The 16,726-nt window shown below is 36.4% G+C and carries 14 protein-coding genes; 4 read left to right on the forward strand and 10 right to left on the reverse strand.

All coding sequences use genetic code 11. From position 1 onward, the window contains the following. Positions 1-259: 259 nt before the first annotated feature. Together AC1VNJ_RS18065 and AC1VNJ_RS18070 are read left to right on the forward strand one after the other, a co-directional pair. Complete coding sequence (locus AC1VNJ_RS18065) at positions 260-454, forward strand: twin-arginine translocase TatA/TatE family subunit (protein ID WP_033578725.1); 195 nt, start codon at positions 260-262, stop codon at positions 452-454. Between the two features lie 110 nt (positions 455-564). Next, positions 565-1,656: an AI-2E family transporter gene (locus AC1VNJ_RS18070; protein ID WP_482641146.1), complete on the forward strand. Its 1,092-nt coding sequence runs from the start codon at positions 565-567 to the stop codon at positions 1,654-1,656. Between the two features lie 61 nt (positions 1,657-1,717). Here the strand turns inward: AC1VNJ_RS18070 and AC1VNJ_RS18075 are convergent, their stop codons facing one another. After that, positions 1,718-2,068: a VOC family protein gene (locus AC1VNJ_RS18075; protein WP_028413699.1), complete on the reverse strand. Its 351-nt coding sequence runs from the start codon at positions 2,066-2,068 to the stop codon at positions 1,718-1,720. 376 nt (positions 2,069-2,444) lie between these two features. Here AC1VNJ_RS18075 and AC1VNJ_RS18080 point away from each other — a divergent pair, with 376 nt between their 5' ends. Continuing rightward, positions 2,445-3,875: a hypothetical protein gene (locus AC1VNJ_RS18080; protein ID WP_028413700.1), complete on the forward strand. Its 1,431-nt coding sequence runs from the start codon at positions 2,445-2,447 to the stop codon at positions 3,873-3,875. A gap of 900 nt (positions 3,876-4,775) precedes the next feature. After that, positions 4,776-5,915 carry a hypothetical protein gene (locus AC1VNJ_RS18085; RefSeq protein WP_108674624.1) on the forward strand — a complete coding sequence of 380 codons (1,140 nt, stop codon included), beginning with the start codon at positions 4,776-4,778 and terminating at the stop codon, positions 5,913-5,915. A gap of 631 nt (positions 5,916-6,546) precedes the next feature. Here AC1VNJ_RS18085 and AC1VNJ_RS18090 read toward each other — a convergent pair. The 9 genes from AC1VNJ_RS18090 to lpdA all read right to left on the reverse strand — a co-directional run bounded on the left by AC1VNJ_RS18090 (position 6,547) and on the right by lpdA (position 16,723). Further along, positions 6,547-6,675, reverse strand: a complete 129-nt coding sequence (locus AC1VNJ_RS18090) for a DUF3231 family protein (RefSeq protein ID WP_323874009.1) — start codon at positions 6,673-6,675, stop codon at positions 6,547-6,549. A gap of 87 nt (positions 6,676-6,762) precedes the next feature. Further along, the gene (locus AC1VNJ_RS18095) at positions 6,763-7,923 is read right to left on the reverse strand and encodes a Ger(x)C family spore germination protein (RefSeq protein WP_482641147.1); all 1,161 of its coding nucleotides are present in this window, start codon (positions 7,921-7,923) and stop codon (positions 6,763-6,765) included. After that, entirely contained in the window at positions 7,923-9,446 is a 1,524-nt protein-coding gene (locus AC1VNJ_RS18100; protein WP_482641148.1) for a spore germination protein, read from the reverse strand. The genes AC1VNJ_RS18095 and AC1VNJ_RS18100 overlap by 1 nt, the downstream gene beginning before the upstream one ends. After that, positions 9,433-10,530, reverse strand: a complete 1,098-nt coding sequence (locus AC1VNJ_RS18105; protein WP_482641149.1) for a GerAB/ArcD/ProY family transporter — start codon at positions 10,528-10,530, stop codon at positions 9,433-9,435. Before AC1VNJ_RS18105 ends, AC1VNJ_RS18100 begins: the two co-directional genes overlap by 14 nt. A gap of 194 nt (positions 10,531-10,724) precedes the next feature. Further along, on the reverse strand, positions 10,725-11,297 hold the full coding sequence (locus tag AC1VNJ_RS18110) for an HTH-type transcriptional regulator Hpr (RefSeq protein WP_048021363.1): 573 nt from the start codon (positions 11,295-11,297) through the stop codon (positions 10,725-10,727). A gap of 232 nt (positions 11,298-11,529) precedes the next feature. Then, a complete protein-coding gene (locus tag AC1VNJ_RS18115; RefSeq protein WP_063247235.1) occupies positions 11,530-12,744 on the reverse strand; it encodes a cystathionine gamma-synthase family protein in 1,215 nt (404 codons plus the stop codon). A gap of 145 nt (positions 12,745-12,889) precedes the next feature. Continuing rightward, entirely contained in the window at positions 12,890-13,072 is a 183-nt protein-coding gene (locus AC1VNJ_RS18120) for a hypothetical protein (protein ID WP_176544759.1), read from the reverse strand. Between the two features lie 129 nt (positions 13,073-13,201). Continuing rightward, positions 13,202-15,079, reverse strand: a complete 1,878-nt coding sequence (locus tag AC1VNJ_RS18125; protein ID WP_098626750.1) for a sigma-54-dependent Fis family transcriptional regulator — start codon at positions 15,077-15,079, stop codon at positions 13,202-13,204. A gap of 264 nt (positions 15,080-15,343) precedes the next feature. Continuing rightward, positions 15,344-16,723, reverse strand: a complete 1,380-nt coding sequence (gene lpdA, locus AC1VNJ_RS18130) for a dihydrolipoyl dehydrogenase (protein WP_311265307.1) — start codon at positions 16,721-16,723, stop codon at positions 15,344-15,346. Positions 16,724-16,726 lie beyond the last annotated feature (3 nt).

Consider the following 16,726-nt stretch of genomic DNA (forward strand, 5'->3'; position numbering starts at 1 on the left):
CATAAGAATTAAAGCAAGTTTTTTCACATAGGGCTTATACAAGAGTAATAAGGCGAACGGCTGTCTTTAATGCTATAATAAATTTCATATGCAAAATATCACTACTAGCATTTAAATTATACATAGCCGCTCCACCTTGTTTTCGTATCATTTAAAATAAAGGAATTTTAAAGAGAAAAGTGAATAGTATAAACATGCACTTTATTTACTATCTCTTTTTAATTTTCATATATTCATTGCTTTTAAAGGAGAGGATATCATGCCAGGAGCCACAAGCATGGTCGTAATCGGGATTACTGCCTTAATTGTATTTGGACCAAGTAAATTGCCGGACATAGGACGAGCATTTGGACATTCCCTGCGAGAATTTAAAAATGCAGCAGAAGGAATTATACAAGATGACGACAAAAAAACTCCAGAGGATACCACTGAAGATAAAGAGGAAAAAGCCTAATTTTTATTTAAATGAAAGTTATACAGACTAAAAAAGCCCACTTTTAACGTGCAGTGGGTTTCTTTTTTGATGTATGATAGTAAAAAATAGTAAAGAAAGAGGGTAACTTTTTGTTTAAATCGAAACTGCATTTTTGGACATTAGAACTATTAATGATTGCTTTACTGATTTACATTTGTAAACATATTTCGTTTGTTTTTCTACCAATCGGTGTGTTTATCTCCACTTTGTTTTTCCCTATTCTTGTAGCTGGTTTTCTTTTCTTTTTATTCGAACCAATTGTGTCATTTCTCATAAGAAAAAAAGTGCCAAAAACACTGGCCATTTTACTATTATACGTTGTTTTTATCGGCGTAATTGCTTCTATTGTGGGCGGTGTGGGACCTACCTTATCTAAACAATTAACTGATTTGGCTAAGAATATTCCGTCTTACATTGTAGAAACGAGAGAGTACATAAATGATTTATCTAACTCAAGATGGTTTAACTGGCTGGTTGAACAAAAATATGTGTCGCTCGATCATATTGAAGAGTCACTTTTAAACTACGCGTCTACTTTACCTACGAATCTCACAAACAGTATTTCATCTGTTTTAAGCGTCGTAACAAATATTACACTTACGGTTGTAACCGTTCCTTTCATTCTTTTTTATATGCTCAAAGACAGCCATAAACTTCGTAAAAATACGCTGCGTATGGTGCCTGCTTCTTACCGAAAAGAAACGTTGCGTACAATGAAAGAAACAACAAATACGCTAGCTACTTATATTCAAGGCCAAATGCTCGTTTGTTTGTTTGTCGGTATTAGTACATTCATTGGTTACCTCATCATTGGGTTGCCTTATGCATTAATACTCGCACTAATAGGAGCCCTTACTAATATTATCCCGTACGTCGGCCCTTTTATTGGCGTAGCACCCGCTTTAATCGTAGGCTTATTATACTCTCCTACAAAAGCGATATTAGTAATTATCGTCGTCGTAATCGTTCAACAGCTCGATGGGAACATTATTTCTCCGCTGGTAATTGGAAAGAAATTAAACACTCATCCTTTAACGATTATTATTTTATTGCTTGTTGCGGGTAATATTGCAGGAATACTCGGAATGATCTTAGCGATTCCGGCTTATGCTGTAACAAAAACAATTGTGATAAATATTGTGAGAATGATTCAATTCAGAAACAAATCTATCAAGTTATAAAATGCAAAGGCAATACAATAAAAGGACCTTCTCTTGAAGGTCCTTTTATTATTCCATAGGTTCAGCATTCACACACCATAAGATGATTTCCATCTGGATCTTTAAATATAAACCAGTGATCGTGTTCAATTCCTGTCGTTAGCTCTACTTTTTTCTGTTTCATATACTCATAAGCTTCTTTGATATCGTTTGTATTCAAATGAAAAGCCGGTGTTTTAAAAAGCGTATTTTTTGAATAAGTTTTGCTATCTAATACAATTCCTGTTCCATTCATAGGTATCACATATAAATGATCATATAAAATGTCTCCATCTGCCGGCAAACCTAGCACGTCACAATACCAGTCTCGTGCTTTTTGTATATCTTCTACAGGAATAAAAATCGTGCCTACTTCATTTAATATAGGGTTCATTCATGACCTCCAGGGTATGTTTAGTAGTTTTAGAAAGTATTCTCTTTTAACCGCTGATATCCTTTTATTTTAAATTGCTTGCTATTCATCCAGTAAACTCCGCAGCAGAATTAGCAGTCTTGCGAACAGAGTTATCCTTCTTACATAAGCTACACAGCAAATGTATATACTTCATGACCAAATTTGGATTGCGAAAAAAGAAAATAAGAAAATCTCCCCCTTCGCCCCCTTTGCACGTGTATAATGAAAAATAGACTATAGATAGTAGCCGTCTTTTGTTTGTGGCATCGAACTTTCGTGCATTACAATAGATTTAAAGCTACTATCCAACTAAGAATTAAAATGACTAACTTAAGATTAAGGAGGTTAGATGTGTATGGATTATTCATCTTTACTCATACGCGAAGTCATTGATAGAGTATCTAAATTACGCCTCTTATCTGTTTATAACGAAAGTATAAAAGGTGATTTAGAGAGCACCATCCTCCCTCTTTATCAGCAGCACTTTGAAAATAAAGATGTAAACGAAGCGTTGAGGATTTTAAAAAAAGACTTTCTCAATCGTACGAAACGCAGGTGGTTAGATGCTGCTATACGCGACTATGAGCAAAAAAAGCCCAAGAAGAATAAAGAGCTGATTGGGGAATACAGAGCGCTAACAGCTTATTATAAAACAAACGGAAAAGAACTCTTTTGCAAACAGTTTGAAAACATACCGTCTCCGGAAGAAGTCATTAATAAACGAATTGATATCCTACGTGAATGGAGTCAAGAAGATAGCTTCTTCTTAACTGATTATCCTTATATTCATCAAAAAACCAAAACGCAGCGAGAAAAAGCAATCCATACGGATATATCTATTATTATTGGGCTGACTATACTGGACCCTAGCTTCCAAAACGGAAACCATAGTATTATTGAAAGCCCTTTTTCAACTGTAGAGAACCCTTTTTTCTCTAACTCAAGAGCAAAGCTTCTCGTCGAGCAACCCCTATTAGAGAAAGAAGGAAAAGAATATTTCTTAAGTACTTATAACTCTGAAGACGGGACAGATTACGAATTGTTAATAGAAAAAGAATACGCTGAAGAAAATGGAAATAAAATTAGTGATTTAGATCGGTTTGATTATAAAGTGTTTTTAGAGATCATGAGCCAACGCGACGAGTTGTTCGCTACACAAAAAATCATTAATGTAAAGATTGGTGACCTTGTGAAAGCACTTTATAAAACAGACAGTAAGCGCAATTACCAGATGATAGAAGAAAGAATTACAAAAATGAAGCACTACAGCATGTCAAAAGTACAGCATAATAAGACAATTGCCTATGGTATTTTTGACTTTGTGGATATTACTACGATGCCAAACGGAACGCGAATTGCTGAAATTCACGTCAATGAAGTGATATATAGAGACTATATTCAACGCCAAACGGTGCGTATTTACAAAAATAAAGTAGAAAAATTAAGTTTAGACGCCGCTTACCATTTGCTATTCGTTATGCAAAAAGAGCGTCTCATTTGCTATGAAACAAAATCTTCATACAATGTCACAAGAGATTATTTATATTTTTCGACAAGAGTCCGCTTTCGAAAAAGACGCAAAAAAGAAAACCTTGTCGAAATTGAAACAGCCTTAGATGAGCTAGTCGAACAAAAACTAGCTGTCCAATCTTATAAAAGAGTGGGCCAAGTGTTTCAGATCACCTTTATTCCTGTGGGAGAAAGTGAAGTAAAAGACTTATTAGCCGGTGATTACGAATATGCTCCCCTTTCTATCTATCAAAACGTAACAAGTTCTATAGGCTAAAAAAAGAATGCTCTTATGATCTTTATAAGAGCATTCTTTTTATCTGCCTACCATTAGTTACTGCATTTTTTGCTCCACATTTCCGTGCAAAAGTGTTTTTTTGCTCCAATTCTCCATATAAACATACTATTTCCCCTGCTGATATAGTTATTAAACTTCACCTTCCCTATCATTTTGTGAACTTTTTGTGTCTAAAAGAAGTGTTATAACTAATTTTTGCTCCAGGTTCCCGTGCAAAAGTGTCGTTTTTCTTTCTATACTGCATTTACTATAAGTTTGGCTCCAATCTTCCGTGCAAATATGCCACTTTTACATAATTTTTCTTGAGACAGCGACTTTCCCCCTTCGTTTTCTGCATTTTTTGCTCCAAATCTCCGTGCAAAAGTGTTTTTTGCTCTAGATTTCCGTGCAAACATGCCACTTTTTTAAAAAAGCGCGATTTTTTCTGCAAATGTTCATTTATTCTTTGTAAAAATGTGAACTTTCTGTGTCTAAAAAAGGGCATTTTTTTGTTTTATGTCCCTATTTTCCGTGCAAATGTGTCACTTTGTTGCCCAAATCTTTATTTTTATCATTTTTGCTCCTATTCTCCGTGCAAATATGTCATTTTTACATCAAATTTTTTTTTGAATTTGTCACATTACGTGTATTTCATCCGTCATAATACGACATTTGTCTTAAGAATGCTGTTTTATCAACGTTTATGAAATGTAACGCTATTTTTGCTCCACATCTCCGTGCAAATATGTCACCTTGTAAATAGATGTCTCGTCCCTTGGTATCACTAGTCTTTTAAAAAAATGCACCATTTTTCCGTGCAAATATGTCATTTTACAGCCTATATGACTGTGTCTATACTGTAAAAGATGACGTATATAGTTTTGGAAAGGAGGTAACTACATGAGTATACAAAAGCTGGCACTAAAACGGCACACTCTGATAGCAAACAAGCTGCTGATTGTCATGAGTGGTTTAAATAGAGAGACGAAACGAGACAACAGCTATTACTATGAAAAACATTCATTTGGTCTAGCAAAAAACTTTGTAGACATAAAGTGGACGGGTTCTCTGATGAAGCAAATTTTAGCTTACGTAGCCAAATGTAACAGCCAAGGTCATATTTCAATTATTTCTGAGCAAGAACTGGCTAATACAATCCAATGTTCCGTTCGGACCGTTCAAAATAATAATAAGCTTTTAGAAGACTATGACATCATTCGCTGGGATCGTTTATGGGGAGACTATATTCAAGTTTCTTTAAACAACTATTTAGAGGATTTTTTAGATTTACATATAAAAGAAGCTGCTGATGCTCAAAACATATCATATACTCCGGAAATGCTTGATAAAGATCACAATACATATACTTCAAAAGGTGGTTACACTTCTGTTTCAATGGAAGTGATTTATCAATTGCTGGCTATCAAAAATATTAACATGCTGCGCCTGGCTTTACGTGCTTTGTATGTATACGAATCTGATGTAAACGTAAAGAAAGATTCAGAAGCCCTTTTATCTTACACCGAGGTAAAACACATTCTTCCGAAATACATTGGCTATAAAGCTGCTATTAAAGAAATGGCTAGTAAATTAAGTGAAATTTTCCGTATCGATGTACTAGAAAAAGATGATTGTGTCAAAACATTATTAGAAGAAAAGCAGCCAAGAAAATCGATTATTGAAAAAATCAAGGATGGTTTTATTTTAAGTTTCAATTTAACTGGTGCTCATGATAGTAAAAAACAAAAAGAGATCGAAAAAATCCGTGGAGAGCATGCATTTGCTCAGTTTAAGAATTTCTTTAAATCTTTTGGCCATTATTCTATTAAAAAAGAAGATATTCATTCCATTGTGCATGAGTTCGGTTTAGATATAATCGAAAAATCATTAACGTCCGTTCAGCGTTACCTACAACAAACTTACATAGAAGAAAGTATGGATGCATTTCGCCCTCTTGTGCATGAAATGGAGTCAAACTTCTTTACGTATATCCGCAAAATTGCCAACGGGTATTATCAGGCAAAAATTAACGCTCTATAATACTCTTTTTTGTTATGCCTTTTTTTCCTCATCTCTACTCTATTTCCCTCCTACTCTTCTTTTCTCTTTAACTTACTAAAACATATTTGTCTCTCAGCTATAATAAATCTCTTTAAATGATAATGATTTTCGTTTTCATGAAAAAAATCAACTAAATGAACAAAAAATACAATAAATAAACGTTATTTTCCGATCGACTGCGTAGAAAATATAGCTGCTATAAAAAAATCCTATATTTTTTCGTGAAAATTCTTGTAGTAATCTGCAGTTTTTTTGATTGCTTCATTCCCTATAACCTCAGTCAGCAGAAGGCTTTTGTCCATATAAGTTTTAGCAATGTTTATAATTTCTTTAATTTCTTTTTAATCTCTTATAAATGTATAGTAATTTCTATAAAATAATGAGCAGCAAATAAATAACATTTTTTATACATAGAGACATTAAGCTCATATACAAATTGTAATCATAAATTGCTTTAGTTTAATGATCATCAAATATAAAAACAGGATTTACAGCTTTTTTCTCTTCAAATAAAAAACACACAAAATTTGGAGATTTGTTTTGTGTGTTTTTTACTCATTCAAGCTATATAGGTTAAGAGCTTTTACATATTCTAAGACAAGTCATTTAATTAGTTGGAGTTTAAATGATTTCTATCTACGGCTGCCGGTGGTGTTTCCATCCAGCCATTTTCCATCATAATATCCGCTGCATCTTTTACAAACCTCGAGATATTTGTCATTGATTTTCCATATTCGATTTGTTTTTAGGTCGGTCTTTTCTATTTTATCTATTCTTCCACTTTTGATTTAACATTATTAGGTGAGAAATGCAGGTTTTCAGTATTTTAGTCTATAGTCGGACCTATTCGCTGTTTGTTTCCGTGCTTAACCTGTACATTGACCTTCACGTTTATTGAGTCTTTTGTTAGAGGAATAGCCCTGTTGCTTTGAACAGCTTTCCATTTACGCAGTTCTTTTTTGTAAAGAACATGAGAAAGCCTGTAAACATCGCTGTTTATACTTAAGCCTTGCGCGTACGTTTCAATAATTTGTTTCTTAATTTTCTGTTCAGCTTCTTTTTTTATAGTTGATAGTTTTTCGTGCTGCGGCATAACTAAAATCGTTGCTTTTGCCCGAACTTTTATATTAAATGTTAGATTACTACCTTTTAGAACAGGTTCGATCTTTACTTTTTTCTTGTCTACCACAAGATCAATATCGGAATGATCAGGTAGCCTTACCCGTAAACCAGCTCGTACAAATTCATCAGTTATCCATCTAAGCCCTTTGATTTTATTTTCAGAAAAAACTCCTTTTAATTCAGATGATGTAATAGCCACTGCTCCGTTTACTTGAATAGCTGTTTCACTTTTTTGATCCGTTGTTAAATGTTCTTTAGTCTGAACTAGAGGGATGTTTACTTCGTGACTTGGTTCATTAAGATGGATAATGAGCTCCCTTAAATCAACTGGTGGAATAAAGGAGTTTTGCTTGAAAATCACTTTAGGATCGCTCAAGCGAGAAAGAGCATTCGATACTTCGAACATCGGCGTAGCTAACAGCGTTTTTTTCAAAGGGCTTTTCGTAGCATACATCCAAATGTTATATCTCGTTTCCCGATAACGATCTAAAAAGTCCACCGCAGATTTGACAGCACCATGCTTTAACGCATCGTCCGTTAGAACAAGGAAAGCTAAGTGCCCAAAAAAGATTCTGCGCTGAGAAATTTGATAATATCTAAAAATAGCTTCATCAATGGTTTTTCCTGTTGCGTAGCCAACTTCTACTTTGACTTGACCCGCGCCAGCACCGCTTGCCTCAGATTTTGCCAATAAACTTAAATTGATTGTCTGCAGGTAAAGAACGTAACGATTATCTTTAAAATCTACCCCCATTCCCTGTGCGTATACCATTTGTTCCGGTTCATTCGTATCCCAGCACCCCGAAAGAAACAATAAAAAAGAGCTCATAGCAAGTATAAGTAAGTTCCTTATGGTCCTTTTCACTAACTTCCTCCTTCTTCGCGGGTGGAATCGCTGGGGTTAAGCATACTAGCTCTCGTTGCTTTTTTACTTTCGGGCAGGCGGAAGAGAGATTTTAAAATATTTTTCGTATCTAATCGGGTTGCTAATTCGAAATATGGCACACCAAACGTTCGAATGTTTGTAATATAGATCATGACTAAAAAGATGGAAATAAAAAAGCCAAAAAAACCTAAAATGCTAACACAGATAATACTAAAAAAGCGGATCAGTGAAATTGTTCCTATAAGGGACTGATTTGCTAGCGTAAAGGTAGCAATCGTAGAGCCTGCAATGACAACCAGCATGGCAGGACTTGTTAAACCGGCTCTAATGGCTGCATCACCGATAATAAGCCCTCCGATTACACTGAGTGTCTGCCCGACAGAAGTCGGGAGTCTAAACCCTGCCTCTCGAAACAATTCAAATAAAAGGAGCATTAATATTGCTTCAAGAGAGGTAGGAAACGGGACACCTCTTCTTGCTTCAACAATCGTAGCTAATAAGCTGAGAGGAAGCTGATTTTGATGAAAAGCCGTCATTGCAACCCAAAAACCGGGCAAAAAAGCAGCGATAGAAAGCCCGAAGATTCGAAGAATACGCTCAAAAGAGCTGTATAAATATGTATTTTCTTTATCCTCAGATCCTTTTAATAAGTAAAAAAGGTTAATAGGTGTAACATACGCATATGAAGTGCCATCAATTAATATAATGAACCGGCCATTTAACAGAGATTGAACCGCAAAATCAGGTCTCCCTGTATAAGCGTGGCGAGGAAAAAAGCTATACGGATTTTTATTAATGAGCTCTTCTAGCTGTGTTCCGCTGAAAATACCGTCGATATCGATATTCCCTAACTTCTCCATAATTTCGTCAAGTATCTTCTTATCAGCTACGTCTTCCATGTATAAAATGCTTACTTTTGTTTTTGTTCGTTTTCCAATTTCTAAAGATTTTGTTAACAAGGAAACCGATTTAAGACGCTTACGAATTAAAGCAATATTCACAGGTAAGTCTTCAATAAAATTATCTCTAGGACCCAATATGGTTACTTCATTTTTCGTTTCTTCTGGACTTCTTTGAGGACGGTCAGAAATATCGATAGACACAACAGCGTTCGGTAATCCAAAATCAATGAATAATTTCCCAGAAAAAATTTCCGAAACTGCCTGTTCTTCATTTTGAACGATAGAAACTGAGGGAAGGTTTAATAATTTTATGATCTGGTCTCCTTCTACTTCCCCCTCTAACTTAGCGCAGCATTCCTCTAATCTTTTAGGGATCATTCCATATAGCATTTCCGTACTCACTAAACCGGTACAATAAATCATAAGTACTCGTTTGTTATAGAAATAAACGGTCTCGAAGTTAATATCGCCGCATTTTCCAAATAAATCTCTTAACGTACGCTCATTGATGATCTGAGAACAAGAAGAACTTTCTTTTAAAAGACTTTCGCTCTCTTGTTTTTTAGAGCTGTAGTCTTTTTGCTTCTTAAAAAGTTCCACTTTTACCCCTCCTTGTTTTATGAGAAATTAGAAAGACTATGACTACTAAGAAAAGAGAAAAAGCAACAAACAGCCAGAAAGTAGCCGGTATGATTGTAAAAAATAAAAGATTTGAAAAAGTAAAGTCTGTTATAGGAGCCAGCGTGCATACAGTGATAACCACTAAAATGAGTAAAAGAAACCTTTTGTGGCCTTTTTGAAATGGAACTAATTCTTTCATAATAAAAAGAAAGGTCGAAATGCGGATGAAGGTACCCGACAGCCACTGATAAATAGATAAAAAGTCGATATGCTCTATAAACTTTCCAAGCGATGCAATTCCCCATTCTTCATAGGGAGGGAAACGTTGCTTAGAGGCTTCTACAGGACCAAATTCAGTAATTGCCCCAATGAGAGGCCCAATTGTAAGGCCTGTTAAGAGAATTCCTGCCACCGCTAAATGCTTATAGCGTATAGGCTGCGGTACTTTGTGCTGCAAGAAAAGCAGCAGCAGCAGCTCTACCATCCCTGATCCTTGAAATACAATACTTTTGATAACCGGAAAATAGCCATTTTCTAAAACAGGCTGCAATAAAGAATAATCTTTAAATTGAAAGTTTGTAAAAGAAACAAAAAAACCTAATAGTACAATAAAAAATAAAAGAAACACGTTTACAATACTAATCGTTCTCATGCTCGTAGCGGCAAGTAAGCAACAGGTAAAACCAAATAATAAAACGAGTATAATTAAAGGTGTTCGCTGAAGAAAAATAATATTGATCCACGTAATCGTCTCTCGTAAGGTGGCAATTTCCATAATGGCCAAATAAGCGATTATAAGAAAAATAACAACGTTGGTAAATGACTTATTCATATGTTTTTTCATCCATTGAAAAAGATGTTCGCCGTTTGTTTTTTTATTTACATATACGAGTAAAGGAACCCATATGAGTGTTAAAAGACAAGTAAGAAGAACAGTGATCCAAGCATCGCGCCCTGCCGTTTTAATTAATGGAGATATAAGCATCACATGAGTTTTTAAGCCAATAAACGTCATCGAAAGAAGGATCAGCTGAAAAACAGAAATTGAGTCTGACTTATTCATGGTAACCACTCCTTCTCTCCGGTAAATTTACTACTGGTAGCTTATCCTAAATTTCTCATAATATAATGGAGAATCATTATTCACAAAATAAAAAAGAGCTGTTTTATACGTGAAGTTTCTCACGGATAAAACAGCTCGGTCGGTTATTCACTTATTTTCACGAAGCCCTATTCTCTGCCCATTATTCAGCGCGTTCAATTACTAGTTAGCTGGACTTCTTTCTTATCTTCATTTTCTTCTATTCCCGCTTCTTCTATATTCACAAAAGGTTGATCAGCAACGGTCACTAGGTCGCCGCCGCAAACGTGACGAACAACGGTTACGAGCTCTGGAAAATCGGGGAATTTTCCGTATAACGTTTTTAAAGGAAGTGCGCCTTTGCACACCTTACTGTTATGTGGTTCATACCCTTTGAGCGTGTCAAGCAATAATTGTTCTCCCTTTTCAGTCAGTTTGATGTAGGTATTTCTTTTATCATTTTCTCTTTTGGATAGATGCAGATACCCTTGATTTTCTAATTTTTTCGAAAAATTAAATGCTGTAGAGATATGCATAGCGCCTAAGTTAGCTAACTCTGACATAGAGATTTCTCCCGTGCTGCTAGCCAAACATAAAATATGATGCTCATTTACATTCAGACCATAAGGTTTCACCCATTGCTCCCAATCATCTTCTGCAGCTCGCCAGATGGCTTTACTTACCTGCATTAATTTAAATCCAAACAATGATGCATCTTTTATTGTGTATTCATTTTCTTGTTTCGACATACTATCATTCCTTATTTGTAGGCTATTGTAAGTTAGTTTATTTTTAAAGCGTGTAAAAACATTTTTATTTCATCTAATTTATCAGTATACCTACAAAATCAGACGAAAAAATACACGTGCAGTTTAATTTCTCAGCTTTATTCCACAATATCTCTGCAATTTTGAAGAAACGTCTACCAACTAAAAAGAGTTGCTTACCTTATTTTTATTTAAAAAAGTAATACATGTCTTTTTAATTACTAATAGGTGATGCAGATTCTAAGTGAGCAAATGCTTGTTCTAAGTCTGCAATTAAATCTTCCGTATCTTCAATTCCTACAGATATGCGAACCAGTCCTTCGGATATTCCAAGAGCTTTACGTTCTTCAAGCGTACATTCTACGTGACTAGTCGTTCTTGCCGGACCGTAAATCGTTTCAACTGCTCCTAAATTACCGGCTTTATTTGCATACGTTAACTTTGGCAGCAAAATTTTAATAGCTTCCATTTCTCCTTTTAACACAAAGCTTAATATTCCGCCAAAGCCTTTCATTTGTTTTTTGGCAATATGATGATGAGGGTGTGTTTCCAATCCAGGATAATAGACGGCTTCAACAGCTTCTTTCTTTTGAAGAAATTTAGCAATTTCCAAAGCGCTTCGTTCTTGTTGACGTATACGCAGCTTTAACGTCTTCATTCCTCTTAAAATAAGATACGCTGACATAGGGTCCATGGTCGCGCCATTGATCTCACGGTAGTGATACACATGCTGCATTAATTCTTTAGAGCCGCATACTACCCCGCCTAAAGCATCGGCGTGTCCGCTTAAAAATTTTGTGGCGCTGTGAATGACAAGATCTACTCCTAATTGAAGAGGGTTTTGGTTAATTGGTGTCGCAAACGTATTATCAATAATGACCACTGCCCCTACCGATTTTCCTGCTTTCGCTATTCTTTCAATATCAATAATTTTCATCGTAGGATTTGTAGGTGACTCTAAATACAGCACTTTACATCCTTTATTTACTTCCGCTTCAATTTCTTCATGATTTCCCGTATTACATAAGGTTACATCCACTCCAATGTTAGGAAGGAACTCAGTGAAGATTTTATTTGTTCCTCCATATGTATCTTTTACCGATACGACTCGGTCTCCGGGTTTTAAAAAAGTGTACAATGTGCTGCTAATAGCCGCCATGCCGGAGGAAAATGCGACCGACTCTTCTGCTTCTTCAAGTATCCTTACTTTTTCTTCAAAAGCTTTAACCGTAGGATTACTCATGCGATTATACGTATAGCCTGGTTTGTTTCCTAACGCAACTTCTTGCCATTCATCTACATCATCATAATTGTAAGCTACGCTGAAGACGACGGGAACTTGAGTGGCATTGTAAGCAAGCGATTCTTTTTCTCCTGCCCATACCGCTTTTGTGCCGTCTTGTACATTTCTAAACTGTTTGTCTGTCATTCACTCATCACCTCTGGTTTTGTTAATTAGATATTGATTAAATTATATATTGTATACAATATACTGTATATAGTACAGAATAATCTGATAATAAAATATGCGTACATTCTTCATTAAATTTAAAAAAGATCGAGATATAACGAAATCAATTCAATCTAACGACGAACAAATAGGATACATGAGCTGAACGCTCGTGACAGGTCAGTTGGTTCCGTGCAAGACTTCGCTTTCCGCAGTCGGCCGCTGAGCCTTCTCGTCGCATACGCTCCTGTGGAGTCTCACCTGTTCCGCTTTTCCCGCAGGAGTTTTCGTCTTGCCCTCCAATCAACTGCTAGAAGGGTCTAAACAAATCGAACGTACGTTCACCCTAAAAAAAAAACGAACCACTAATCGAAAATCTTGATCAATGGTTCATTTTTTACTTCGTCTAAATTTAAAACAGCTAAAAACTCTCAGCTTATAAATTGAATTTTTTTAGTCTGTTATAAAATGTACTTCTTGGTATATCTAACAGCTTAGCAGCAAGCGACACATTTCCCTGCGTTTTACGTAAAGCATCCATCATCAAGTCTTTTTGAACTTTTTCACGAAATGTGAGTGCGGATAGGGACGTAAAACCGTTTTCTTCTATTTCTTGTGAAGTATCAGAGTGAGAGATGTCCCTCTGACCACCAAGATGTAAAGAACTCAAATAACTCAATATTGTCTCTTTTTCTGTGTCCGCGTTTAGTGAAATTTTCAAGCGTTCAAGTACATTAAATAATTCTCGAACGTTTCCGGGCCACTGGTAATCTATCAATTTATCTACTAGTTCCTTGGGGAAATTCATATTCCAATCATTCGTTTGACAAAAGTACCGCATAAGATGCGGAATATCTTCTTTTCTTTCCCGTAAAGGTGGAACATGCACGGGGTACACGTGAAGCCGGTAGTATAAATCTTCTCGAAACTTCCTTTCATTGACAAGTTGGCGAAGATCTCGATGAGTAGCGGTAATAATCCGGATGTCTACTGGAATTTCCTGATTGCTTCCCACAGGCGTGACCTTGCGCTCTTGCAATACTCTTAACAAAGAAACTTGCATAGAATGAGGAAGCTCACCTATTTCATCAAGAAAAATCGTACCATGATTAGCCTGTTCAAACTTCCCTTGATATCCTTGACGCCGTGCTCCTGTAAAGGCTCCTTCCGCATAGCCAAATAATTCACTTTCCATAAGTTCCTTCGGAATGGCACCACAATTAAGAGCAATAAAAGGCCCGTTTTTACGCGAACTGTTTTCATGAATCGTTCTCGCCACTACTTCTTTTCCAGTACCTGTTTCCCCTAAAATATAGACCGTTGTATCCGTAGGAGCCGCCTGCTTTATTTCTTCTAATGTTCGCTGAAAGGATCGGCTTATGCCTGCTTCTCCTTTAAAACAAAATGATTGAGCAGAGATCTGTTTAGTTATTTGGTTATGAGTCGTTTCTTCTGATAAGTAAACAATCTTTCCAATAGAATGACCGTGTCTTTTTGAAATGACAGGCACTTCCATCACTATACGAAATCCCTGTTGTACAATCGTATTCAACTGTTGTCCTGACCATTTAGGTATACATTCCCGAACGGTTTTACTTGCTCCTACAATCACTTCTTTGTAATTGCAAAGCAGCAAGAGCTGCTTGCTATCGACAAAATTCATAGAAGCATGAACCAACTCAATTTCGTCTTTGTGCATTCGAATGCTTAACTCCCGTTCGATTGTATACGCAATGGACGTAACCATTCCAAGCATATAAGGATGCGCTCTGTTTACGGGACAGGAAATATTAATAATCCCAATTAAATTTCCGTCGTCATTTCGAACAGGCGCCGCCGAACAGCTCCATTGATGCGAAGCAATCGAATAATGTTCTGTACCTGTTATCATAATGGGTTCTTCCGTTTGCAGAGCCGTCCCGATTGCATTTGTTCCTACTTCTTTTTCTGTCCAACAGGCACCTTCCACAAAATTAATTTTTCTTGCTTCATTCAGTGTAAGTCTATTTCCTGTAATAGATAAAATATAGCCTTCTGGGTCAATTAATAGAGCAACCATTCCTAAATCTGCCGCTGATTGTCTGATTCTTTCTAAGTGCGGCAACGCCGTTTCAAGAAATAAAGAGTTCATTTGTTTTCGAGAATGAAAATCTTCGTTTCTTAAAATCGATCTGCCTTTATCTAGGTAAGGGTTAACATCTGCGCTTTTACAGCGGTGCCACGATTTTACAATGATGTCGTTTAACCTTGAAGATTCAAGTGCTCCTTCGTTTACAAAACGTTTCCATGTGTTTAAAGAAAGTGTGGATTCCATTTCTTACCTCTCCCCTATAAACTTAATTGAATATAGTAAATCAAGGCTTGTTACTATTATTATAAATCACAAAGAAAACGTTATCATTACCAAAGATAGATTCTTAAACTCACGTTATGTAAAAATTAATAGAAAAACTAGACGAGGATGCAGGAAAATCCCTATCCCTCTTTCATGATTCCTTCATCCTCTAGTTTACCTTTTTGAATCATTCATTTTTACTTTTCATTCTTAAAGAGCTTAATAACTTGAGCACTTGTATAATCATGAGTGAACGGCCTGACCCGCTGAATGCAAAAGAGCTTCATGAATCGCTTCGGATAATGTAGGATGAGCAGCGATAAAGTCTTCCATTACATCCGTGGTCAACTCCCCGTGCAGCATGATAGTTCCTTGTCCAATTAATTCTGTAGCATGTGCACCTACAATGGAAAGCCCAATAATTTCATTAAACTGCGGTTCTACGATTACTTTCACTTTTCCAACAGAATCATTTGCAATCATCGCTTTGCCGTTTGCCGTAAACGAAAATTCTCCGATACGAACATCACCGTATTTTTCTTGGGCCTGTTTTTCTGTCAAACCGACACTTGCAATTTCAGGATGAGTATAGATGCAGCGTGGTACAGCTCGGTAATTCACGCTCTTATCTTTTCCGCATGCATGCAAAGCAGCAACTGTGCCTTCATGAAAGGCTACATGAGCAAGCTGAATTCCGCCGACTACATCTCCACAAGCATAGATATTAGGTATATTCGTTTGCATATGCTCATTAACATCAATTCCTTGTTTTGAAAAATGTATGCCAAGCTTTTCTAAACCTAAACCTAGCACTCTAGGCTTTCTCCCAATTGAAATTAATGCATAGTCAGCCTGCAGTTCATGCAGTTCTTCTTTATGTTTAAATAGAGCCGTTTTATCTTCTGGCTGCATTTTTGTTAGCGAAGCGGATGTATAAATCGTTACGCCTTTTTTCTCTAACTCTTCCTGCAACATAAAGGCGATATCGGCGTCTTCACCAGAAAGCAGCTGATCTGCCGCTTCCACAATCGTTACTTTTGTTCCCATTTGACTGTAAATGCTTGCAAATTCACACCCAATTACCCCTCCTCCTACTATCAAAAGAGATGAAGGGATAGCAGGCAGCGACATCGCTTGTCCACTGTGAATGATCCACTTTCCATCAAACGGAGCAAATGGCAGGCTAGCAGGTTCTGAACCTGCAGCAATAATAAACTGTTCAGCCTCTATTTCTTCTACTTGATTTTCATTTCGCACGGCTAGGCGATGATTTGTCAAAAAAGAAGCTTCTCCTTTCATGACTTTAATACTGTTCTTTTTCATCAAATAGCCAATTCCCCTGACCAAGTTTTTAACAATGATTGTTTTATGATGCTGAACGCCATCCCAGTTAATTTTCACTTGTTCTAAAGGAAGAGTGATGCCGAATTGCTCAGCTTGCTTTATTTTCTCATAGGCTTCCGCGCTTGCTAATAATGACTTTGTTGGCATGCAGCCCTCATTTAAACATGTTCCACCTAAATCTTTTTGTTCGATTAACGTAACTTGTTTTCCTTGCCGGGCGGCAGTGATTGCCGCCACATATCCTGCAGGACCGCCGCCAATGACAACTAAAGGTTTCATGGA

It is taken from the genome of Priestia sp. 3CA3 (assembly GCF_056836725.1).